Below are 21,071 nucleotides of genomic sequence, written 5' to 3' on the forward strand. Positions count from 1 at the left end.
ATATGTACTTGGACGGTCTATAGTTGAAAAGATCACCATTGGATTACCGAGCACCCGAGGGCCAGGATGACCACCACCATCACCTCCTCTCGTCCCCGTGCCGCGTCCGAGCTTCCCGGAGTGGACCTGCTGAAGATCCAGCAGCTGCTCTGCGATGACGAACGCACCCGTTTGGCGGGGATCGAGAAGCACCTGCAGGACAACGTCCGCCGTCAGTCGATCGACCCGTGGAACCGGGAGCACCTGCCCCTGGAGATGCTGCCCCCGCTCGCCGAGCTCGGCCTGGGCAACCTGTTCCGGGACGGCTCGTCCCTGTTATTCCAGGGACTCGTGCATGCGCAGCTCGCCCGGGCGGACGTGTCCCTGTCCGCGCTGATCGGGATCCACAACGAGTTGATCGTGGGGACCCTCGTGGAACTGGGGTCGCAGCAGCAACAGGACACGTGGCTCCCCGGACTCTCGGACCTCTCCACGATCGGGGCGTTCTGCCTCACTGAACCCGAGCACGGCTCGGACATCGCCGGCGGCCTGGCCACTACGGTCACCCGCGAGGGTGACGAGTGGGTCATCAACGGTCGAAAACGTTGGATCGGTGCCGGAACCGTGGCCCAACTGGCCCTCGTGTGGGCGCGGGACACGGCCGACGGTCAGGTCAAGTGTTTCGCCGTGCCCACCGGGACACCCGGGTACGCCGCGACCAAGATCGGCAACAAGATGGGTCTGCGCATCATGCAGAACGCGGACGTGACGTTCACGGACCTGCGTGTCCCCGCGGACGCCCTGCTCCCCGGGGCCGTGAGTTTCGACGCCGCCAACATGCTGCTCAAGGACTCGCGCGCCTGGGTCGGGTGGCAAGCGGTGGGCGCCCAACAGGCCATCCTGGACGTCCTGCGCGAGTACACCCTGCGGCGGGAACAGTTCGGCAAGCCTCTCGCGAGCTTCCAGATGGTCCAGCAGGCCATGGCGGAGATCGCGGGCAACCTCGCGGCGAGCTCCGCGCTCATGGTGCAAGTCACCCGCCTGCAAACGTGCGACGAGATGGACATGATGCACGCGGCCCTCGCCAAGTCCACCGCGACCCGGCTCGGCCGGCGCTCGGCCTCACTGGCGCGTGACGCCCTGGGCGGCAACGGCCTGCTGAGCGACTACGAGATCGCCAAGGTCCTGGGGGACCTCGAGGCCATCTACACGTACGAGGGCAGCTACCACATCAACTCGCTCATCGTCTCCCGGGCGCTGACGGGGGTTTCCGCGTTCGTCTGAGTGGCCGGGAGCTGACGACCAGAAGTGGGAAGCCGTGCCCGCACGACCGCGCCCGGGGTCGTGACCGACCGGGCGCGGTCCCTCATGAGCGAGGGCCGCACGGTTAGGCGGGGATTCGGCATCCTCGTTACCCTGGTGACAGCGCCTTCGCGCGCCGTCGGGCGTTCTCGTCCCCACCGCACCCGCACCCTTCGGTGCCGGTCCCGCGTGGGCGGCCCCGCGGCGTCGTCGTCGGCGCCGTGAACGACCCACCCAGTACTCCACGCACGGCCGCAGCCAGCGGTCGGGCGAGAAACGGACGTGAGACCGCATGGCTGCCAAATCCACCCTGGACAATGTCATCTCCCTGGCCAAGCGCCGGGGCTTCGTGTTCCAGGCGGGTGAGATCTACGGCGGTTCGCGCTCCGCGTGGGACTACGGGCCCCTGGGCGCGGAACTGAAGGAGAACATCAAGCGCGAGTGGTGGCAGACCTTCGTGCGCGGCCGCGCGGACATGGTGGGCCTGGACTCCTCGATCATCCTGCCCTCCGCGGTGTGGGAGGCTTCGGGCCACGTGGAGACCTTCACAGACCCGCTCGTGGAGTCGCTGCACACCCACAAGCGCTACCGCGCGGACCACCTGCTCGAGGCGTACGAGGCCAAGCACGGGCATCCGCCGGTCAACGGGCTCGCGGACGTCAAGGACCCCGAGACGGGCCAGGACGGCAAGTGGACCGACCCCCAGCAGTTCTCGGGGCTCATGAAGACCTTCTTGGGTCCCGTGGACAACGAGGAGGGCAAGCACTACCTGCGCCCGGAGACCGCTCAGGGCATCTTCGTGAACTTCCTCAACGTGGTCACCGCGGCGCGCAAGAAGCCCCCGTTCGGGATCGGGCAGATCGGCAAGGCGTTCCGCAACGAGATCACCCCGGGCAACTTCATCTTCCGCACGCGGGAGTTCGAGCAGATGGAGATCGAGTATTTCATCCACCCGGACGAGGCGAAGCGCTACTTCGACGAGTGGGTCGAGGCGTGTTGGAACTGGTTCGTGGACCTGGGTGTGAACCCCGACAACATGCGCCGCTACGACGTCCCCGAGGACGACCGCGCGCACTACTCGGACGGCACGATCGACATCGAGTACCGTTTCGGTTTCCAGGGCTCCGAGTGGGGCGAGCTGATGGGCGTGGCCAACCGCACGGACTTCGACCTGAACAACCACACCGAACACTCCGGCACCAAGATGCAGTACTTCGACCAGGCCTCGGGGGAGCGTTATACCCCGTACGTGATCGAGCCGTCATTCGGGCTGACCCGTTCCATGATGGCGTTCCTCGTGGACGCGTACGTGGAGGACGAGGCCCCCAACACCAAGGGCGGCGTGGACAAGCGCACCGTGCTGCGCCTGGACCCGCGCCTCGCTCCGGTCAAGGCCGCCGTGCTGCCGTTGTCCAAGAAGGAGGACCTGCGCCCCGCCGCGCAGAACCTGGACGCCGAGCTGCGCAAGCGCTGGAACATCGACTACGACGACGCCGGGGCTATCGGCCGCCGCTACCGCCGCCAGGACGAGATCGGCACGCCGTTCTGCATCACCGTGGACTTCGACACCCTCGAGGACCAGGCCGTGACCGTGCGCTCGCGCGACGAGATGACCCAGGAGCGCGTGGGTCTGGACCGCGTCCAGCAGTACCTCGCCGACCACCTCGAGAAGTAGGCACCGCATGAGCATCGAGTACCGTCCGTGGCGCGAGGACGACGACCTGCGTCTGCTCGAGGTCTGGCCGGACGCGCCGTCGGCACCCGCGCAGGCCTTCCGTGCGCGACTGGGTGCCGACGACGCCGCCGCGTTCTCCCGCACGCTCGTGGCCGTCGACGACGGCGTCCCCGTGGCGGCCGGGGTGGTCTACGAGTCCTCGTGGCACCCGCGCCGGTTGTGGGCGTACGTGGAGGTGGCTCCGGACCGGCAGCGCGAAGGCATCGGCCGGGAGCTCCTGGCGCGCTTGCGGAAAGTGGCCGCGGACGCGCCGTCGAGCGTCACGGCGCTGCGCTCCCGCGTGACCCCCGGCTCCGCGGGGGAGAGCTTCGCGAAGGCGGAGGGCCTGACCCCGGCCATGCGCTCGCGCGTGGTGCGCGTGGCCGCGGGTGCCCTGCCCGAACCCGCGCTCGGACAGGCCGCGGACGGCTCGTGGGTGCGCTCCGTGGAAGATCTCGCGACCGGTTCCGTGGAACTAACACGCGCCGTGTGGGAGTTCTACCGCTCGGTCCACGAATGGGACCCGGTCGCGGAGATCGGGATCGGTGCGGTGAACCGGCAGTTGCTCTCGGACACCGCCGGAGCGTTCGGAGCCCTGGTGCTGCGCGCGGGCGCTCCGGGGAGTGACGGTCCCGCACCGATCACCGCGTTCGCCGTGAGCTACCGCCCGTTCGATCCGCAGGATCCCGAGGACCGGGCCACCCGGTTCGAGGCCGCGGACGTGTTGCTGGGCTACGTGCCGGGCGCCTCTTCCGATGACGGTTCCGCGCGTGAGGCGGGTGCGGCCGTGGAGACGCTGCTGGCCCTGCTGGTCCGGGACTACCCCGTGGAGCTCGGGGTGGACGACTCCATGACCCCGCTCGTGGCCGTGGTGGACAACCTGCTGGAGGCCGGGGTCGCGCACGTGGTCACGGAAACGGTCACGCTGGTGGACGACCGCGTGTAAGGCCGCCGGTCCAAGCCGGTGCGGGGGGAGGACGGGTGCGGTGAGGACACTGGTTCTCCACGCGGGTGACCACACGGCGTGCCCGTACGGCATCGACCTGTTTCCGGGTCCGGGTTTCCCGGTCACCGGTGTCCGACCCCTGCGCGGCAGGCTACCCCGGAAACTGCGGGACGTCGTGGAGCATCGGACCCACACTATGGTGGACGTGCCCCTCAGGGCCGTGCCCGGGGTGCGGAACGCCGAACTGGTCCTGGGGGTGCTCGAACCCGTCACGGCACTCGCCGCGCAGCTCAAGCGGCGGGACGTGCCGCCGTACGCAGGCACACTCCTGGTGATGATTTCGTGCTAGCTCATGGAATGGATCCGACGAGCGGATCCCCATCGCAGACGCGCGCTCGTCCGCCGGTTCTCGGCGGTGGATCTGATCCTCACGCTGAGCCGGAACCAGATCGACATCCTCGTGGATGCAGGGTTCCGGGCCGATCAGGCGGCCGCTATCCCGTTCGGCTGCGCACCGGAACTGTTCACCGACGACGGGACGCAGCGGGCCGTCGACGTCCTCGCCGCCAGGTCCGATCACGGCCGTTCCCACGCGGGAGCTCGCGTACCTCACCGGGCAAACGGTGGCACTCGAGGCCGCGGCCGGCGGGGCAGCCGTGGCCTTCACCGCGACCGAAGCCCTGAGCGAATACCTCAGCGCGGGGTTCGCGGCACCCGTGGCGGTCGGTGACCCCGAGGGTTGGCGACACACCGTGGACCGCTTGCTGCGCCACCCGGCCGAGCGGGAGGCGCTCGCGGAGGCGGGTAGGGCCGTGGTCACCGAGCGGTTCACGTATGACAGGATGTGGCGCGCGTTGCGGGACGAGCTCCACGATCACGGGATCCGTTCGGGCCGCGGTGCGAACTGACCGCCGCCGTCCGGTCTCGGTCTACGAGGCCTCCGCGTGCTGCTCGTGCCGGGACAGCACGGCCGTCACGAGCCACGCGGCCACGCTCGCGAGCGCCACGGCGGTGGAGCCCGCGGCCAGGATCGCGGGCACCGAGGACTGACCTGACGACAGGACGTCGAGCGGGTCGGCGCCGAGCAGCCTCGCGGGCCCCGCAATGCGTCGTTCGTGGTAAGACGTTCACGGAGGAAAGGAGTCCCATGCCCGAGACCCAGGCGAGTCCGTCGCGCACGGAGCCACCGCGACGCCAGGAGATGAACGGCCGGTTGCGGCTGATCGCCACGGTGGCCACGTTCGGCGGATTGCTGTTCGGTTACGACACCGGGGTGATCAACGGAGCGCTGCCGTCCATCGTGGCGGATCTGCGGTTGACGCCGTTCCTGGAGGGTCTCGTGGCCTCGATCCTGCCGTTCGGCGGGGCGTGGGGCGCGGCGTTCGGCGGCAAGCTCGCCGACCGCTACGGCCGCCGCCGGGTGCTGATGATACTGGCTGTGGTCTTCGTGGTCGCCACGATCGGGTGTTCGATCGCACCCACCGTCGCGGTGCTCGTGATGTTCCGCTGCCTGCTGGGGCTGGCCGTGGGCGCGTGTTCCGTGATCGTGCCCGTGTTCCTCGCCGAACTCGCCCCCTCGCACCTGCGCGGTCGCGTGGTCGCTCAGAACGAGCTGATGATCGTGGGCGGCCAGGCGCTCGCCTTCGTGTTCAACGCGGGGTTGGCGACGGCGTTCGGGCACCTCCCGCACGTGTGGCGCGTCATGCTCGTGCTCGCGACCGTCCCCGCGCTCGTGCTGTGGATCGGGATGATCGTGGTGCCGGAGTCCCCCCGCTGGCTGGCCCGCCACGGAGCGGTGGAGAAGATGTTCCAGGTGTTGCGCCGCATCCGCGAGGACTCCTACGACCGGCGCGAGGGTGAGACCGTCCTGGAACTTGCCCACGAGGACGAGCACCGCCCCGCGGCCCGGATCACGGATCTGGTCCGCGTCCCGTGGATCAGACGAATCTTCGTGCTGGGCGCGTCCATGGCCGTGATCAACCAGATCTCGGGGATCAACGCGATCCAGTACTACGGCGTCACGGTGCTGCAAGACGTGGGCTTCGGGGGCAACGGGGCGTTCTACGCCAACATCATCCCCGGGATCATGGGGGTCGTGGCTGTTGCCCTGGCCATGTACCTGCTCAAGCACGTGGGCCGCCGGACACTGTTGCTGACCGGGTTGGTGGGGACGGCAACGTCGTTGACGGGCTTCGCGGTGTCCTACCTGACGATCCCCGAGGGCAGTCCGGCGCGCGCGTGGGTGATCCTCGCGTGCATCGTGGTGTTCGTGGGGTTCATGCAGTGCTGCATCGGCACCGTGACGTGGTTGTACATGTCCGAGATCTTCCCGCTCAACGTGCGCGGCGTGGGCATGGGTGTGTGCGCATGGATCCTGTGGATGATGACGTTCCTGGTGGGGCTCACGTTCCCCGTGCTCACGGACGCGCTGGGCGTGGGGTACACGATCATGATCTTCGTGGTGCTCCAGCTCATAGCGATCGTGTGGGTGTACTGCGTGGCCCCGGAGACCAAGGACAAGTCCCTTGAGGAGCTGGAGCGCTACTTCCGCGCCGGGTAGGGGACAATGGTTCGTCAGTCGTCCTGCGACGCCCCGTCCACACCATGTGAGGAACCGTTCGTGTCCTGTGAGCTCAGCGAAACCACCACCCCGGAAGACTTCGCGCGCCCGCGCTGGGTCGCGCAACCGGACGTGCGTGAGCGGGCGCAGCGGTTGAGCACGAAGTTCGAGGAGGTCTACGCCCGCCCGCCCGCAGGGGTGTGGGCCGCGCCCGGCCGCGCGAATCTCATGGGCGAGTACATCGACTACTCGGGCGGGATGTGCCTGCCCTTCGCCCACCAGTACGTGACGTTGACCGCCGCCGCACCCCGCACGGACGGGCTGCTGCACGCGCAGTCCCTCCAGGACGCGGACGCCTCCGTCGCGGACCGTGAGCCGCGCGCGGCCCGGGTGAGTGACGTCCAACCCGGAGCCATCCACGGCTGGTTCGGCTACGCCGCGGGCGTGGCGTGGGGGATGAACCGCGTGGCCGTGGGGCACTCCGAGCACGAGGCCGTGCCCGAACTCGCGCTCGGTGCGGACTTCGGCGCGGACCTGCTCGTGGACTCGACCGTGCCCATCGGCGCGGGGCTCGCCTCCTCCGCGGCGCTCGAGTGCTCGGTCGCGCTCGCCCTGTTCTCGCTGCGCACGGGCGACGACCACCCGGACGACACCCTGCGCCGTGCCCTGGCCCGAGCCTGCATGGACGCGGAGAACTACATCGTGGGCGCCAACACCGGCGGCCTGGACCAGACGGCGTCCCTGCGCTCGCACGCCGGGCAGTTGCTCGCGCTGGACTGCCGCGATTTCGACGTCGCCCGTCTGCCCGCCGATCCCGCGCTCGCGGGTCTCACGTGGCTCGCCGTGGACACGTGCGCCCCGCACAAACTGGCCGACGGTCAGTACAGTTCCCGCCGCGCCGAGTGCGAGGCCGCCGCCGCCGTGCTCGGGGTCTCCCGGTTGCGCGACGCACTGCCCGAGGATCCGGGGTTCGACGACGCCGCGGCGGTCCTCGAGCGCTTCGACCACCTGCTCGGGGCGGGCGCTCCGTTGACCGAGGACCCCCGAGGGACCCGGTTGCGCCTGCGTCATTCCGTGACCGAGATGGTGCGCTCGGAGAAGATCGCCCGACTCCTGCGTGAGGCGGACCCGGACTGGGCGGCCGTGGGGCGGCTGCTCGTGGCGGGCCACGAGTCCATGCGGGACGACTGCCAGGTCACGGTCCCGGAACTGGATACGGCGGTCGAGGGCTGCCTGGCCGCCGGGGCCGTGGGCGCCAAGGTCGTGGGCGGCGGTTTCGGGGGCTCGGTGATCGCCCTGGTTCCCGAGACCCACGTGGAGCGACTCGCGAGCGCGGTGCAGCACCGGTTCGCGGAGAACAGGTTCCCCGATCCGCTGTTCCTCACGCTCACCCCGTCCGACGCCGCCCGCAGGGTCCTCTGACCCCGCGCCCCTGCGGCATCGGTTGCACGGGGCAATGATTCGGTGCTGGAAGAATCACGCGGTAGGAGCACAGGAGGAGGGCGCATGTTCGCACGGGCCAGGGTGGCGCGCAGGCTGCAACGGGGCCGGGCGGCGTCGTCGTCCGGGGACACCGCCACGGCACGCGATCACTACGAGGTGGCCCTGCGCGCGGCGCGACTCGGGGAGGCGTGGCTGGAAGCGGGCCAGGCGGCGTCGTGGTTGGGGAATCTCGCGCGGGACGCCGGCGACTGGGCGGACGCGGAACACTACTACCGACTGGCCGCGACGCAGTACAAGCGCGCGCCACGGTCGGCGCGATCCCTGGGAGCGCGGGTGCAGTGCCTCGAGAACCTCGGGGACGTGCTGCTGCTGGCCGGGCGCCCGTGGGACGCATACCGCGAGTTCCAGGAGGGGGCCGCGGCGGCGGGGGTGGATCCTGCGCGACCCGCCGGGGACGGTGCGGGCTTCGTCACGCGGGAGGACCTGCGCTGGGTGTCCCACCTGGCCACCGCGGCGCAAGCGGCCGGGCGGCGCAAACTCGCGGCCGAGCACTACGAGACCGTGCTCGCGGGCTGCGAAGCGCGCGGGGACGTGGCCGGGCAGATCATGTGCTGGAAAGGGCTCGCGGCGCTCGCCGAGGGGATGATGGCCTGGAACGACGTTGCCCACGCCCTCCACACCGCAAGCAACCTCTACCCCGCGCTGCCCGAGCCGGAGGCCCACACGCGCGAGTGGGTGCAGTGCCTGCGGGACCTGGGCGCGGTGTACAAGACCCTGGGTCGCAGGGAGGAGCAGGTGCGCGCGTTCAAGCTCGCGATGCGACTCGAGCAGGTGGACGCGTCCGCGCGCACCGACCGCGACGCCGGGCAGCGGACGAATGAGACAATGGCCCACGATGAGCACCGAGACGACTGAGACCGCGGACCGTGAACCGGCCGTGTTGAACTTGAAACCCCTACAGCTGGGCCGGCTGACCGTGGACGTACCCGTGGTCCTGGCGCCGATGGCCGGGGTCACGAACAAGTCCTTCCGCACCCTGTGTCGGGAGTACGGCGGGGGACTATACGTGACCGAGATGGTCACGGCGCGGGCACTCGTGGAACGCCGCCCCGAGTCCCTGCGGATCATCGACCACGACCCCCACGAGACCCCGAGATCCATCCAGATCTACGGTGTGGACGCCGTGAACGTGGGCAAGGCCGTGCGGATGGTCGCGCAGGAGGATCGCGCGGACCACATCGACCTCAACTTCGGGTGCCCCGTGCCCAAGGTCACCAAGCGCGGTGGTGGTTCCGCCCTGCCGTGGAAGACCGACCTGTTCCGCGCGATCATCCGCACGGCGGTGCGCGAGGCCGGGGAGATCCCCGTGACCGTCAAGATGCGCATCGGCATCGACGGCGAACACCAGACCTTCCTGGATGCCGGGCGCATGGCCCGCGATGAGGGGATCGCCGCGGTGGCCCTGCACGGGCGCACCCTCGAACAACACTATTCGGGCCACGCCGACTGGGATGCGATCGCGCGGCTGCGCGAGGCCCTCCCGGACATCCCCGTGCTGGGCAACGGGGACATCTTCTCCGCGGAGGACGCGGTGCGCATGGTCGAGCACACGGGCGTGGACGGCGTCGTCGTGGGTCGGGGCTGTCAGGGCCGGCCGTGGCTGTTCGGGGACCTGCAGGCAGCCTTCGAGGGCAGCCCGCGCCGCTACCGGCCGGGTGTGCGCAAGGTCGCGGAGACCGTGTACCGCCACGCCGAGCTGCTCACCCAGGAGTTCGGGGACGAACTCAAGGGCTGCCGCGAGATCCGCAAGCACGTGTCCTGGTACTTCAAGGGGTACCCGGTGGGCGGGCAGTTACGCGCCCGCATGGCGCAGGTGCCCACACTCGCCGCGCTGCGCGAACTGCTCGACGAACTCGACCTGGATGCCCCCTACCCGGGCGCGGACGTCGAAGGGCCTCGGGGCCGGGCGGGCTCGCCCAAGAAGCCCCACCTGCCGGACGGCTGGCTCGACTCCCGCATCCTGGGCGACGCCGAACGGCTGGGTCTCGCGGCCGCCGAGCTCGACGTCTCGGGAGGCTGATCCCACTGCACACCCCCGACCGTCTGGCGATCCTGCCCCCGGACTACGAGCCCACCGACACCGAGCGGTTCGTCGTCGAGAACCACCACAACCGCCATCGCAGCCACTTCGAGCGGGACCGCGCGCGCGTGCTGCACAGTTCCGCGCTGCGAAGGCTCGCGGCCAAGACCCAGGTGGTCTCGCCGCAGTCGGACGACTTCGTGCGCAACCGGCTAACCCATTCGCTCGAGGTCGCCCAGATCGGGCGCGAGCTGGGCAAGGCGCTCGGGTGCGATCCGGACGTCGTGGACGCCGCGTGCCTGTCCCACGACCTCGGTCACCCGCCGTTCGGGCACAACGGTGAGACGGCGCTCGCGCAGCTGACCCGCGGGATCGGGGGCTTCGAGGGTAATGCCCAGACCCTGCGCCTGCTCGTGCGGCTCGAGCCCAAGATCATCGCGCCGTCGGGGGAGCCCGCGGGGCTCAACCTTACCCGCGCGACACTCGACGCCACGTGCAAGTACCCGTGGAGCGCGGCGGACGCCCCGCCCCGGCCGGACGGGCGCCCCAACCGCAAGTTCGGAGTCTACGAGGACGACCTGCCTGTGTTCGAGTGGTTCCGCGCGGGCGCGGTGCCCGGACGCAAGTGCATCGAGGCCCAGGTCATGGATCTCGCGGATGACATTTCCTACAGCGTCCACGACGTCGAGGATGCGGTCGCGGCCCACGCCCTGCAGCTCGAGAACCTCACGCAACCCGCGCACCGCCACCGGGTCATCGAGTGCACCCGCAGCTGGTACCTGCCCGCGGCCACGGAGGACGAGCTCGACGCCGCGCTGTCCCGGCTCGAGTCCTCATCCGTGTGGATTCCCCGTCTGCACGGGACACGCGCGGATCTGGCACGACTGAAGAACATGACGAGCCAGTTGATCGGCCGGTTCGCGATGTCCGCGGTCGCGGCCACCCGGGACGTGGCCGGGGACGACCGGCTCACCCGGTACCGGGCGTCCCTCGTGGTCCCGCGCGAGACGGAGCTGGAGATCGGGGTGCTCAAGGGCATCGCGACCGCGTTCGTGATGACCGTGCGGGACGCCCTGCCCCTCTACGACAACCAGCACGAGATCCTCACGATCCTCGTGGACGCCCTGATGCAGACGGACGGGCGGTTCCTGGCCCCCGAGTTCGCCGCGGACTGGCGTGCCCTGGGGGACGGCCCCGGCAGTGAAGCCGCCCGGTTGCGGCTCGTGGTCGATCAGATCGCGTGCCTCACGGACCGCTCCGCGGTCGCGCTGCACGACCGGATCCGGGGCACCAACTGGCGCACGGGGGACAAGCCGCTCTGGTGAGGTCCGGCGGCATCAATTCTGTGCCCCACATCGCGTCCCGTTGATCGGGAAAATCGGGTGCGTCACGTCCGCGTGAGACTAAGATCACCGTGTTCCCTCCCCACGACCGGAAGTGATCCCGTGAGTTCCGAAACCGCCGCCCCATCGCGTGGGCTCGTCCTGGAATCCGCCGCCTGGGTGGCTCCGCTGTGTTGGATCGCGGTGCTGCTCGACGGTTTCGACGCCGTGGTGCTCGGCGCCGTCATGCCCGCCCTGCTCGCGGACCAGGCGTGGGGGATGACCACCGGTGAGGCCACCGCGGTCGCGACCGCCGGTCTGTTCGGCATGATGGTCGGCGCCCTGGGCATGGGCTACCTCACGGACCGCTGGGGCCGGCGCAAGATGCTCATCGGCGCCGTGATCGTATTCTCGGTGCTCACGTTCGCCGCCGCGTTCACCCCGACCGTCCTGTGGTTCGGCATCCTGCGCTTCCTCGCGGGCCTGGGCCTGGGCGGTTGCCTGCCCACCGGCATCTCCATGGTCACCGAGTTCTCCCGCCCCGGCCGCGGCTCCAACGCCACCACGGTCATGATGACCGGCTACCACGTGGGTGCCGTGCTCACCGCAGCGCTTGCGATCTGGGTGCTGTCCCACTTCACGTGGCACACCATGTTCATCGTGGGCGCGCTGCCCGCCCTGATCCTCGTACCGCTCATGCTCGTGTTCCTGCCCGAGTCCCCGTCCTACCTCGCGTCCAAGGGCCGCCTCGAGGATGCCCGCCGGGTGGCCGCGCACTACAACGTGCCTTTGGAGATCGGCGACGCCGCCCCCGCGGCCTCGGGCGCGCGCGGTGCCGCAGCGCCGTCGGCCCAGGTGGTGGCCGAGAAGAAGGGCGCGGCCCTACTGTTGAGCGGCACGTACGCGCGCAACTCCGTGGTGATCTGGATCGCGTCCTTCATGGGTCTGCTGCTCGTGTACGGGCTCAACACGTGGTTGCCGCAGATCATGCGCGCCGCGGACTACGACCTCGGCAACGCGCTGGGCTTCCTGCTCATCCTCAACGTGGGCGCCGTGGTGGGGCTGTGGATCGGTGGCCGCGTGGCGGACCGGATTACCCCCCGCATCGCGAGCATCATGTGGTTCGCGGCCTCGGCCGTGCTGCTCGCGGCCCTCGCGATCCGGCTGCCCGTGGCCGGGATCTACGTCATGGTGTTCCTGACCGGGTGCTTCGTGTTCTCTTCCCAGGTGCTCGTGTACGCGTTCACCGCGACCAACCACCCGCCGCGCGTGCGCGCGACCGCCCTGGGCATGTCCGCCGGGGTGGGGCGTCTCGGCGCGATCAGCGGTCCCATCGTGGGCGGCACGCTGCTGGGTGCCGGGCTCGCGTACCCGTGGGGCTTCTTCGCGTTCGCCGCGGTCGGTGCCCTGGGCAGCCTGGCTATGGTCGGCTCCAAGACCGTGGGTGCCCCGGACCGCCGCATGGTGGTCGGCGGGAACGACGACGCCCCGGCGGCTCGCTGACCCCGCGCCCTGTTCGTCGCAGGACCGTTCGGTGACGCCGTGGCCGGAGTCATCGCGTGTCCTTGCGGGCCCGTTAACCAGTCGTTCCGGGCCGCTGCACATCCGTGACGCGTGCGCGATCCGGTTTGACGGGGTGCCTAAACTGGCCGAGTGGCCGGACTGATCAAGCGTGAAGACATCGACGAGGTCCGTGCGCGCACGGACCTCCGCGAGGTCGTGGAACAGTACGTGACCCTCAAGCCCGCGGGCATCGGTTCGTACAAGGGACTCTGCCCCTTCCACGACGAACGCACGCCGTCCTTCCACGTGCGCCCCCAACTGGGCACGTACCACTGCTTCGGGTGCGACGAGTCCGGGGACGTCATCTCCTTCCTCATGGAAATGGACCACACGCCGTTCTCGGAGACCGTGGAACGGTTGGCCGCCCGGATCGGGTACGAGCTGCACTACGAGCAGGGTTCCGCACCCAACCGGGAGGAAGTAGGGCGTCGACAGCGGTTGCTCGACGCACACAAGGTGGCCGCGGAGTTCTTCCAACGCAACCTCTACACCCGGCAGGCCGCCGCGGCCCAGCGGTTCCTGGGGGAGCGCGGTTTCGATCATGACGCCGCTCGCACCTACGGGATCGGCTACGCACCGCAGGGGTGGTCCCACCTGTTGCAGCACCTGCGCAATCACGGGTTTACGGACCAGGAACTCAAGCTCACCGGCATGGTCTCGGAGGGCAACCGCGGACTCTACGACCGGTTCCGGGGGCGGCTGATCTGGCCCATCCGCGCGGTCGCGGGGGAGGTCATCGGGTTCGGGGCACGCAAGCTCTACGACGACGATCCCGGCCCCAAGTACCTCAACACCCCCGAGACCCAGCTCTACAAGAAGTCCCAGGTGCTCTACGGCATTGACCTGGCCAAACGGCCGATCGCCAAGACCAAACAGGTCGTGGTCGTGGAGGGGTACACGGACGTCATGGCGTGCCACCTGGCCGGGATCACCACGGCGGTGGCCACGTGCGGCACCGCGTTCGGCGCGGACCACATCAAGATCGTGCGCCGGTTCCTCTCGGACGACTCCGCCGGGGGAGAGGTCGTGTTCACGTTCGACGGCGACGCCGCCGGACAGAAGGCCGCGCTGCGCGCCTTCCAGGAGGACCAGCGGTTCGTGGCCCAGACCTACGTGGCGGTCGAGCCCCACGGGATGGATCCGTGTGACCTGCGCCTGACCCGCGGGGACGTGGCCGTGCGTGATCTCGTGGAGTCCCGCACCCCGCTGTTCGAGTTCGCCTTGAAAGCCACGATCCGCGAGTACGACGTCAACAGCCTCGAGGGTCGGCTCCGCGCCATGCGGGCGTGCGCCCCGATCGTGGCCGGGATCCGTGACCCCGCCCTGCGCCCCGCGTACGCGCGGGAGCTGTCCGGGTGGCTGGGGATCGAGACGAACGAGGTGCTGCGCGCCGTCGACGCCGCCTCCCGCAGTGAGAACGGCCGGGGAGAACCGGGGCGGGGGCGCGCTCAGGGGTCGACCCCGGACCGTCCGGATGCGCGTGGCCACCGCGGTGACTCGGTCGGATCGAGGCATGGCTCGGGGCCTGTCTCCGGGCCCGGCTCGGCCCCCGGTGAGAACCACCGGCCCGAGGCGCCCGAGCTGCCGGATCCGCGCGAACCCGTGTCCCGGATGGAACGGGAGGCGCTCGAAGTGGTGCTCCAGCTCCCGGACCTCGTGCCGGACGGCTACTGGGAGCATTTCGATTCCGCCGGCATGACGTACCGGGTGCACCAGGTCTTGCACGATGCCGTGGTGGCCGCCCGCGCGGACGAGGACTATCACGGGGAGGGCGGTCGCGCGTGGCTCGAACACGTGCGCGCCCACCTGCCCGAACCGTTGCACGGCTACCTCGCACAACTGTCCGTCACGCCGCTACCCGCGGCCACCGAGCAACAAATGCGCAACTACGCGGTGGGCGTGCTCACCTCGCTCGTGGAGATGCACATCAACCGGGCGAAGTCGGACAAACTGGCCCACCTCAACCGGTTGAACGCGCAACGGGAACCCGAGCTGTACCAACAGCTCAACCGCGAACTGCTGGACCTCGAACTGCAGCGGCGCAGCCTCACCGGGGTGTGACCCCGACTCAGAGGGGTGTGGCGCTTGCGGGTGGTGGCGGGGATTCGATTTGAGGAAGCCGCGACGGGGCGGTAAAGTATCGTCTCGTTGCGCAGCAGTGCGTACATTCCCCCGTAGCTCAATTGGCAGAGCATTCGACTGTTAATCGAAGGGTTACTGGTTCGAGTCCAGTCGGGGGAGCCACCACGGAGGCCCTCTTCCAGTACGGAAGGGGGCCTTCGTCGTATCCAGGGCGGCACCCGCCTCCGGGAGCCGCCGCGGCCTAATAGACTCGGCGGCTGTTCCGTACGTGCGGCCCACGACTCAGGCGGGTGACCCGGTTCCGTGACTCTGGCTTCTCGCCGATTGTGCGCCGTAGCGGCGCTGTTGTACTCGGTGTGGGTCCTCTATCCGCTCGTGAACCGGGAACTGCACCCGTGGACGTCCTTCGTGTCCGAGTGCGTCGTCGCGGACCTCGCCGGGGCCACCGTGCTGCGAACCGTGGACGCAGTGGTCGGGGTGGTGCTCGCCGGGGTGACGGCGTTCTCCTCTGCGCGGCTGCGGACCCTGTGGCGCGCTCTCCCGAACGGTGCGCGAGGGACGGACGGGCCCGCGAAGTGATGTCCTCCCGCAATCGCGGTGTGGCTCATCGCCGCGGCCGGTGTGCCCGTCGCCCAGCGGTTGCGCTCACGGGAACTCACAACGAAAAGGACAACGGTTCCGCGCCGTCGGGCATCGGGGATCATGTCAGCACCCGCGAAGTTATGGGCGGCCCCGTACGGATCCTCGATGCGGGCTCCGGGCCGGTCATCGTGTGCTGTTCCGGCGTGGCGTCGACCCTGTGGGACTGGCTTCCCGTCGTCGAACGGCTACGCCGGGACCACCGCGTGATCGTGTACGACCGCCCCGGATACGCCCAGGGGGACCGGGTGTCCGAACAACTCCCCGATCTCGATGAGGAGGCGCATCGGTTCGCCGCCGTGCTCACCGTGTGCGGCGTTCGGGAACCCGTCACGGCCGTGGGACATTCCTTCGGTGGCGCGGTGGTCGAAGTGGCGGCCCGGGTGCATCCGGGGCGGATCCGTCACCTCGTGTTGCTGGACGCGTCCGTGCCCTCGGCCGAGGGCGCGGACCCGGCCCACGACGAGGCCGCGACAGCCCGCCGGTTCCGCCGGTTCACGCTGCCCCTGGCGCGGTCCCGCGTGGCGGGTGCCGTGTGGCGTGTGATGGGCCCCGTCGTGGCCGGGCGACTCGTGCCCGGACGCGGACGCCTCATGCGTTCGTGGCCGCAGCTGCGCGTGGATCTGGCATCCCCGAACTTCCTCATGGGGTCCCTGCGGGAACTCGCGGGCTACGTGGCGTGCATGAACCGGTTGCGGGAACTGGCCGCCCACACGCCCCTGGACCCGGAGCTGGACGTCCTGGTGGTGGCCGCGAACGGACGGCTGCCGCGGATCGGGGTCACCCGGTGGGTGCGCCATATGCTCGCCCGGGCCACCTACCTGTCCCGGGAAGCGCCCGTGCACACGATCGTGTTGCGACGCAGCGGTCACTTCGTCATGGTGGATCACCCCGAGCGGATCGCCGCCGTGATCGCATCCGTCAGATCAGGTGTTCTTCCCGCGCACGGTTGACCGCCGCCGTCCGGTTGTCCACCCCGAGCTTGTCGTAGATGTGTACAAGGTGCGTCTTCACGGTGGCTTCCGAGATGAACAATTCCTTGGCCAGGGCCCTGTTGGACGCGCCCGTGGCGAGCCCGCGCAGGATCTCGATCTCCCGCGCGCTCAGCGACGTGCCGGGGGAACGCACCCGCTGCATGAGCCGCGCCGTGACGGAGGGGGACAGTACGGGGCGGCCCGCGGCGGCGTCGTGCACGGCAGCACCGATGGTCTCGGGCTGCGAGTCCTTGAGGAGGTAACCGGTCGCGCCGGCCTCGAGCGCGGCGACGATGTCCGCCTGGGTGTCGTAGGTCGTGAGGATCAGCACCGGGGGCCCGCCCGCCGCGACAATGCGCCGGGTCGCGTCCAGCCCGCCCATCCCGGAACCCATCTGCAGGTCCATGACCACCACGTCCACGGAGCCGCCCGCGCGGGACAGCATCTCGAGCGCCACGCGTCCGTCCGGCGCCTCGGCGCCGACCACGATGTCACCCACCGATTCGAGCACCGCGCGCAGCCCGGCGCGTACCACGGGATGATCGTCCACGAGCAATACGCGGGTGGTCATGACGAATCTCCATTCGGCAGGGGGCGGGTGGCTTCGGGCGCGGGCAGGGGCAACCGCAGGTTCACGGCCGTTCCGGCGCCGGGTTCGGACTCCACGGTCAGGACGGCCCCGAGCTCGTGCGCGCGGCGTCGCAGGTGGGCCAGTCCGAAGCTGTCGTTGCGTGCGTCGTCGGCGGCGGAACGCGGTCTGAAGCCCGCGCCGTCGTCCACGACGTCCAGCGTCACGGCGTCGTCCCAGCCCGCGAGGGTCACGACGGCGCGTGACGCCCGCGCGTGCGAGGTCACGTTCGCAAGGGTGGACTGCGCTGCCCTCACGAACAGGGTGCGCTGCGGGGCGGGCAGTTCGGGGACGGCACCTTCCACCGTGAACTCGCACGTGAGCGGCGCGCCCACGGCGCGGGCCGCCTCCCGGGTGCGGTGACACACCTCCGCGAGGACGGCGGGCAGGGAGTCACCCGGTGCCGGCGCGGCGAGGTCCCGTACGAACCGACGCGCCTCCGCGAGGTCGGCCGCGGCCGTGTCCTCGATCGTGGCCAGTTGCGCGCGGGCCGCGTCGAGCTCGGCGCGCTCCAGCGAGCGCTGTGCGGCCCGTGAGACTAGCACGATCGAGGTCAGCCCCTGGGCCAGGGTGTCGTGGATTTCGCGGGACAACCGGTCGCGCTCGGCCATGGTCCCCGCGTCCCGTTCCTGGCGCGCCAGCTCGGCTCGCGTGGATTCGAGATCGCGGATCGCGCGCACGTGGCGGCGGGTGTCCTCGTACAGTGCGCGGTACCCGAAGCTCACGAGCAGCGCGACGATCGCACCGATCGCGGGTCCGAGCGCCATTCCCGCCGTGAACGCTCCCGGGGCGGCATGTAGGTACTGGGAGAGCACCACGACGCCGGTGAGCACCATGATCGCGACCAGCGCCGCCGCGGTGGGCAGTACCACGGGGCACAGGAAGAACAGGGGGAACGCGACCCACGAGAAGTCCGGGCTCAGCAGGGCCAGCGCGGCCCACAGCGCCGCGATGAGACCGAGCCACCCGGGACCCCACCGCAGGGATTCCCGGCTCGCACGACCCCGCGCCACACGGTTCTCCACCAGGGTCCCCGCGAGGTAGACCGCCGCGAGCAGCACGCTCAGTCCCAGGACGACGGCGATCATCGACCCGCCGCCAGGGGCCCGGCTCAGGTGCAGCACCGCGCGCACGGCGGCGAGCACCAACAGCGCCGCGAAGCTCACGTGCAACGTGACCCGCAGGGCGCTCAGCACGGCGGGGGTGGAGAGGTCCTCGCGCACTCGGGGGCTCCTTTCCGGGTCGTGCGGTGGACTGGTTGGTCGGAGCGGTGTGCCGGGGACGGCGTCGTCGTCCTGCCCGAGTCCCGGGCGCGGTCGCACGAGTGCGGTGCCCCGACCAAGACGCAGCGTCCCGATCGCCGCGCGGCGATCGGGCGGATGCCGCCATCGGCGAGCAGCGCGCACGGCACGGCCGGGTCTCCCGCCATGCTACGCATGTGACGCGAGTGGCGGGTCAACCGATTGGTTGAGCGCGGCATCCCCCGAGGGGCTGGACGGTCTCCACCTGCGGGGCGATCCGCCGGCGGCCGCGTCCCGCGAGGCTTGAGGGGAACAGTTTCTCGACCCATCGGAGATCACCATGTACCTGTCCCTACGGGACATCACGTTCGCCAAGGGGCGGTTCGCGTTGCTCGCGACCGTCGTGGCCCTGATCACGCTGTTGCTCGTACTGCTCACCGGGTTGACCAACGGGCTGGGCCACCAGAACACCTCGGCCCTGGAACGGTTGCAGGCGCAGCGGTTCGTGCTCAGCGCCCCGGCGGGGGACGCGTCCGACCCGTCCTTCACGACGTCCCGGATCACCGCGGACGAAACGCGCGCGTGGCGTGACACCGTGGGCGCGCACCACGTGGAGCGGCTCGGCCTCGTGCAGACCACCGCGCGGGCCGGGGACGGGGCGAACTCCTCCGCCGACGCCGCGTCGGCCACCTCCGTGGCCGGTGTCGCGCTCGAACCGGGCTCGCGGCTCGCGCCCGGGCTGAGCGCCGTCAACGGGGTCACCCACCCACAGGACGGCGCCGCCGTGCTCAGTGAGACGCTGGCTCGCGAGATGACCGTGGGCGTGGGGGACGCGGTGACCCTGGCCGGCACGTCCCTGAAGGTCACCGGGGTCGTGGCGGACGAGTACTACAGCCACGTGCCGGTCGTGTGGCTCAGCATGGGGGACTTTCCCGCCGTGGCCCACACCGACGACCCCGAGCAGGCCACCGCCCTGGCCCTCACCACGGACACCGTGCCCGAGGGGGTCACGGAGCGCACCGCAACCGTGGCCATGGACACCGGGGACGCCTTCGCGGCGCTGCCCGCCTACGAGTCGGAGCAGGGCTCGCTGCGCATGATGCAGGGCTTCCTCTACGGCATCAGCGCCCTGGTGGTGATCTCCTTCCTGACCGTGTGGACCATCCAGCGCACCCGGGACATTGCTGTGCTGCGCGCTCTCGGCGCGAGCCGTGGTTACGTGGTGCGGGATTCCCTGGTCCAGGCCGTCGTGGTGCTCACGATCGGCGTGCTCGTGGGCGGCGGCCTGGGGATCGCCGGCGGTGCGCTCGCCGGGTCCGCGGTCCCGTTCGTGCTGAGCGCTGCGACCATGGCGCTGCCCGTGGCCGGTGTCCTGGCGCTGGGACTGATCGGGTCCGTGCTCGCCGTGCGCCGCGTGTCCACCGTGGATCCGATGATCGCCCTGGGAGGTAACTGAGCATGCATTCCGATCGTCACCCCCGTCACCGCGCAGGAGACCCCATGGACAACCACACCGCAGCGGCACGCCCGGACGGGCCGCATGAGTACTCGACCGACGATCCCGCCCTCCGGGTGACCGACCTCTGCCTGGAGTACCCGGACGGCACGGACGAGCAGGGCGAGCCCCGCACGGTGCGAGCTCTGGACCGTGTGTCCCTCGAGCTGGCCGCGGGCACCATGACGGCGCTCGTGGGCCCGTCCGGGTCCGGCAAGTCCTCGCTGCTCGCCGTGGCCGCCGGGTTGGTCCGCCCGAGTTCCGGCTCGGTGTCCGTGGCGGGCCGTCGGCTCGAGGAGCTCCCCGAACGCGAACTCGCCGGGGTCCGCCGGGAGCACACGGGCATGGTGTTCCAGCAGCCCAATCTCCTGGCCTCGCTGACCGCCCGCGAACAACTCGTACTCGCCGCGCACGTGGCCGGGGCCAGGGGCAAGGAGCTTGCGCGGGCCCGCGCTCGGGCGGACGAACTGCTCGCACAGGTGGGGCTCGAGAACTGCGCGGACCGCCGCCCCCATCAGCTCTCGGGTGGGCAGCGCCAGCGCGTCAACATCGCCCGGGCGCTCATGAACAGGCCGCACCTGCTGCTCGTGGACGAGCCCACCGCGGCGCTGGACCACGCGCGGTCCCGCAGCGTCATGGAACTGCTCGCGGATCTGACCCACACCTTCGGCCTGGCGTCCCTCGTGGTCACGCACGACACCGAGTTCGTCCCCCTCGCGGACGCATGCGTGAGCATGCAGGACGGTCACCTGGACACGGAACAGGCCACGACGGCGAGCGGTCGCGTCGCTGCCACCGTGGCCTGACGGGCCCTCTCCCGGCGGGGCTCACCGCCGGGAGTCGGGCCGGCCCGTGGTGCCCGCGGCCGCGTCCACGCCCGCGTGGGGTTCGCCCGGGGGTGTCGTGGCGTCCGCATCGGGCCCCGCCGCGCGCGGACCCTGCGGATCGAGCGGGGTGCGGGGTTCCCGGAGCAGGAACGGAGCGAGACCACCGAGCACGAGCAGTGCACCCAGTACCACGAACGCGGTCGTGCCCCGTTACCTTTTTCGTGGCGCTTGCCTCCGGGAGGATGTAGGCGTAGGTAGCCAGCCGGTCCCGGCATG

The 21,071-nt window shown here is 70.3% G+C and carries 19 protein-coding genes and 1 tRNA gene; 17 read left to right on the forward strand and 3 right to left on the reverse strand.

Features of this window, described 5'->3' with window-relative positions; translation table 11 throughout:
• The first annotated feature begins 66 nt into the window (after nucleotides 1–66).
• From RF637_RS11695 to RF637_RS11765, 15 genes are all read left to right on the forward strand, one after another.
• Nucleotides 67–1,263, forward strand: coding sequence for an acyl-CoA dehydrogenase family protein (locus tag RF637_RS11695; RefSeq protein ID WP_368835858.1), 1,197 nt, complete (start codon nucleotides 67–69; stop codon nucleotides 1,261–1,263).
• Nucleotides 1,264–1,573: 310 nt separating this feature from the next.
• Nucleotides 1,574–2,956 (forward strand): glycine--tRNA ligase, encoded by a 1,383-nt coding sequence (locus RF637_RS11700; RefSeq protein ID WP_368835859.1) that lies wholly within the window; start codon nucleotides 1,574–1,576, stop codon nucleotides 2,954–2,956.
• A gap of 7 nt (nucleotides 2,957–2,963) precedes the next feature.
• Nucleotides 2,964–3,941: a GNAT family N-acetyltransferase gene (locus tag RF637_RS11705; protein WP_368844914.1), complete on the forward strand. Its 978-nt coding sequence runs from the start codon at nucleotides 2,964–2,966 to the stop codon at nucleotides 3,939–3,941.
• 40 nt (nucleotides 3,942–3,981) lie between these two features.
• Nucleotides 3,982–4,290 (forward strand): hypothetical protein, encoded by a 309-nt coding sequence (locus tag RF637_RS11710; protein WP_368835861.1) that lies wholly within the window; start codon nucleotides 3,982–3,984, stop codon nucleotides 4,288–4,290.
• Nucleotides 4,291–4,564: 274 nt separating this feature from the next.
• The gene (locus tag RF637_RS11715) at nucleotides 4,565–4,849 is read left to right on the forward strand and encodes a glycosyltransferase (protein WP_368835862.1); all 285 of its coding nucleotides are present in this window, start codon (nucleotides 4,565–4,567) and stop codon (nucleotides 4,847–4,849) included.
• Between the two features lie 239 nt (nucleotides 4,850–5,088).
• Nucleotides 5,089–6,501, forward strand: a complete 1,413-nt coding sequence (locus RF637_RS11720) for a sugar porter family MFS transporter (RefSeq protein WP_368844915.1) — start codon at nucleotides 5,089–5,091, stop codon at nucleotides 6,499–6,501.
• Nucleotides 6,502–6,561: 60 nt separating this feature from the next.
• Complete coding sequence (locus RF637_RS11725; protein WP_368844916.1) at nucleotides 6,562–7,923, forward strand: galactokinase; 1,362 nt, start codon at nucleotides 6,562–6,564, stop codon at nucleotides 7,921–7,923.
• Between the two features lie 84 nt (nucleotides 7,924–8,007).
• Nucleotides 8,008–8,859, forward strand: a complete 852-nt coding sequence (locus RF637_RS11730; RefSeq protein WP_239318210.1) for a hypothetical protein — start codon at nucleotides 8,008–8,010, stop codon at nucleotides 8,857–8,859.
• A complete protein-coding gene (gene dusB, locus RF637_RS11735) occupies nucleotides 8,840–10,024 on the forward strand; it encodes a tRNA dihydrouridine synthase DusB (RefSeq protein WP_064846741.1) in 1,185 nt (394 codons plus the stop codon). Before RF637_RS11730 ends, dusB begins: the two co-directional genes overlap by 20 nt.
• A 5-nt stretch (nucleotides 10,025–10,029) precedes the next feature.
• Nucleotides 10,030–11,349 carry a deoxyguanosinetriphosphate triphosphohydrolase gene (locus RF637_RS11740; protein WP_144931398.1) on the forward strand — a complete coding sequence of 440 codons (1,320 nt, stop codon included), beginning with the start codon at nucleotides 10,030–10,032 and terminating at the stop codon, nucleotides 11,347–11,349.
• 120 nt (nucleotides 11,350–11,469) lie between these two features.
• Nucleotides 11,470–12,849, forward strand: coding sequence for an MFS transporter (locus RF637_RS11745; RefSeq protein WP_368835865.1), 1,380 nt, complete (start codon nucleotides 11,470–11,472; stop codon nucleotides 12,847–12,849).
• Nucleotides 12,850–12,999: 150 nt separating this feature from the next.
• Entirely contained in the window at nucleotides 13,000–14,970 is a 1,971-nt protein-coding gene (gene dnaG / locus RF637_RS11750) for a DNA primase (RefSeq protein ID WP_085106644.1), read from the forward strand.
• A 107-nt stretch (nucleotides 14,971–15,077) separates the two neighbouring features.
• Nucleotides 15,078–15,153, forward strand: a tRNA-Asn gene (locus tag RF637_RS11755).
• A gap of 141 nt (nucleotides 15,154–15,294) precedes the next feature.
• Complete coding sequence (locus RF637_RS11760) at nucleotides 15,295–15,570, forward strand: hypothetical protein (RefSeq protein ID WP_368844917.1); 276 nt, start codon at nucleotides 15,295–15,297, stop codon at nucleotides 15,568–15,570.
• Between the two features lie 143 nt (nucleotides 15,571–15,713).
• Nucleotides 15,714–16,583, forward strand: a complete 870-nt coding sequence (locus RF637_RS11765) for an alpha/beta fold hydrolase (RefSeq protein ID WP_368835866.1) — start codon at nucleotides 15,714–15,716, stop codon at nucleotides 16,581–16,583.
• On the opposite strand, the gene RF637_RS11770 is transcribed toward RF637_RS11765, so the two are convergent.
• Nucleotides 16,552–17,175 (reverse strand): response regulator transcription factor, encoded by a 624-nt coding sequence (locus tag RF637_RS11770; protein WP_085106647.1) that lies wholly within the window; start codon nucleotides 17,173–17,175, stop codon nucleotides 16,552–16,554. The two genes, RF637_RS11765 and RF637_RS11770, sit on opposite strands and share 32 nt — an antisense overlap.
• Nucleotides 17,172–18,455 (reverse strand): sensor histidine kinase, encoded by a 1,284-nt coding sequence (locus tag RF637_RS11775; RefSeq protein WP_368844918.1) that lies wholly within the window; start codon nucleotides 18,453–18,455, stop codon nucleotides 17,172–17,174. The genes RF637_RS11770 and RF637_RS11775 overlap by 4 nt, the downstream gene beginning before the upstream one ends.
• Before the next feature lie 358 nt (nucleotides 18,456–18,813).
• Between RF637_RS11775 and RF637_RS11780 the strand changes: the two genes are divergently transcribed.
• On the forward strand, nucleotides 18,814–19,929 hold the full coding sequence (locus tag RF637_RS11780; protein WP_368844919.1) for an ABC transporter permease: 1,116 nt from the start codon (nucleotides 18,814–18,816) through the stop codon (nucleotides 19,927–19,929).
• A gap of 44 nt (nucleotides 19,930–19,973) precedes the next feature.
• Nucleotides 19,974–20,774, forward strand: a complete 801-nt coding sequence (locus RF637_RS11785) for an ABC transporter ATP-binding protein (protein WP_368844920.1) — start codon at nucleotides 19,974–19,976, stop codon at nucleotides 20,772–20,774.
• A gap of 21 nt (nucleotides 20,775–20,795) precedes the next feature.
• On the opposite strand, the gene RF637_RS11790 is transcribed toward RF637_RS11785, so the two are convergent.
• Complete coding sequence (locus RF637_RS11790) at nucleotides 20,796–20,987, reverse strand: hypothetical protein (RefSeq protein ID WP_064846732.1); 192 nt, start codon at nucleotides 20,985–20,987, stop codon at nucleotides 20,796–20,798.
• Between the last annotated feature and the right edge of the window lie 84 nt (nucleotides 20,988–21,071).

The sequence above is a fragment of the Kocuria sp. CPCC 204721 genome, assembly GCF_040980945.1.
In the GTDB taxonomy this organism is placed as follows: domain Bacteria; phylum Actinomycetota; class Actinomycetes; order Actinomycetales; family Micrococcaceae; genus Kocuria; species Kocuria marina.

Bases quoted from the DNA above. Each gene is read 5' to 3' on its own strand.
- RF637_RS11695 (WP_368835858.1), top strand. From the start codon at position 67: ATGACCACCACCATCACCTCCTCTCGTCCCCGTGCCGCGTCCGAGCTT.
- RF637_RS11700 (WP_368835859.1), top strand. From the start codon at position 1,574: ATGGCTGCCAAATCCACCCTGGACAATGTCATCTCCCTGGCCAAGCGC.
- RF637_RS11705 (WP_368844914.1), top strand. From the start codon at position 2,964: ATGAGCATCGAGTACCGTCCGTGGCGCGAGGACGACGACCTGCGTCTG.
- RF637_RS11720 (WP_368844915.1), top strand. From the start codon at position 5,089: ATGCCCGAGACCCAGGCGAGTCCGTCGCGCACGGAGCCACCGCGACGC.
- RF637_RS11730 (WP_239318210.1), top strand. From the start codon at position 8,008: ATGTTCGCACGGGCCAGGGTGGCGCGCAGGCTGCAACGGGGCCGGGCG.
- dusB (WP_064846741.1), top strand. From the start codon at position 8,840: ATGAGCACCGAGACGACTGAGACCGCGGACCGTGAACCGGCCGTGTTG.
- RF637_RS11765 (WP_368835866.1), top strand. From the start codon at position 15,714: ATGGGCGGCCCCGTACGGATCCTCGATGCGGGCTCCGGGCCGGTCATC.
- RF637_RS11770 (WP_085106647.1), bottom strand. From the start codon at position 17,175: ATGACCACCCGCGTATTGCTCGTGGACGATCATCCCGTGGTACGCGCC.
- RF637_RS11780 (WP_368844919.1), top strand. From the start codon at position 18,814: ATGTACCTGTCCCTACGGGACATCACGTTCGCCAAGGGGCGGTTCGCG.
- RF637_RS11785 (WP_368844920.1), top strand. From the start codon at position 19,974: ATGGACAACCACACCGCAGCGGCACGCCCGGACGGGCCGCATGAGTAC.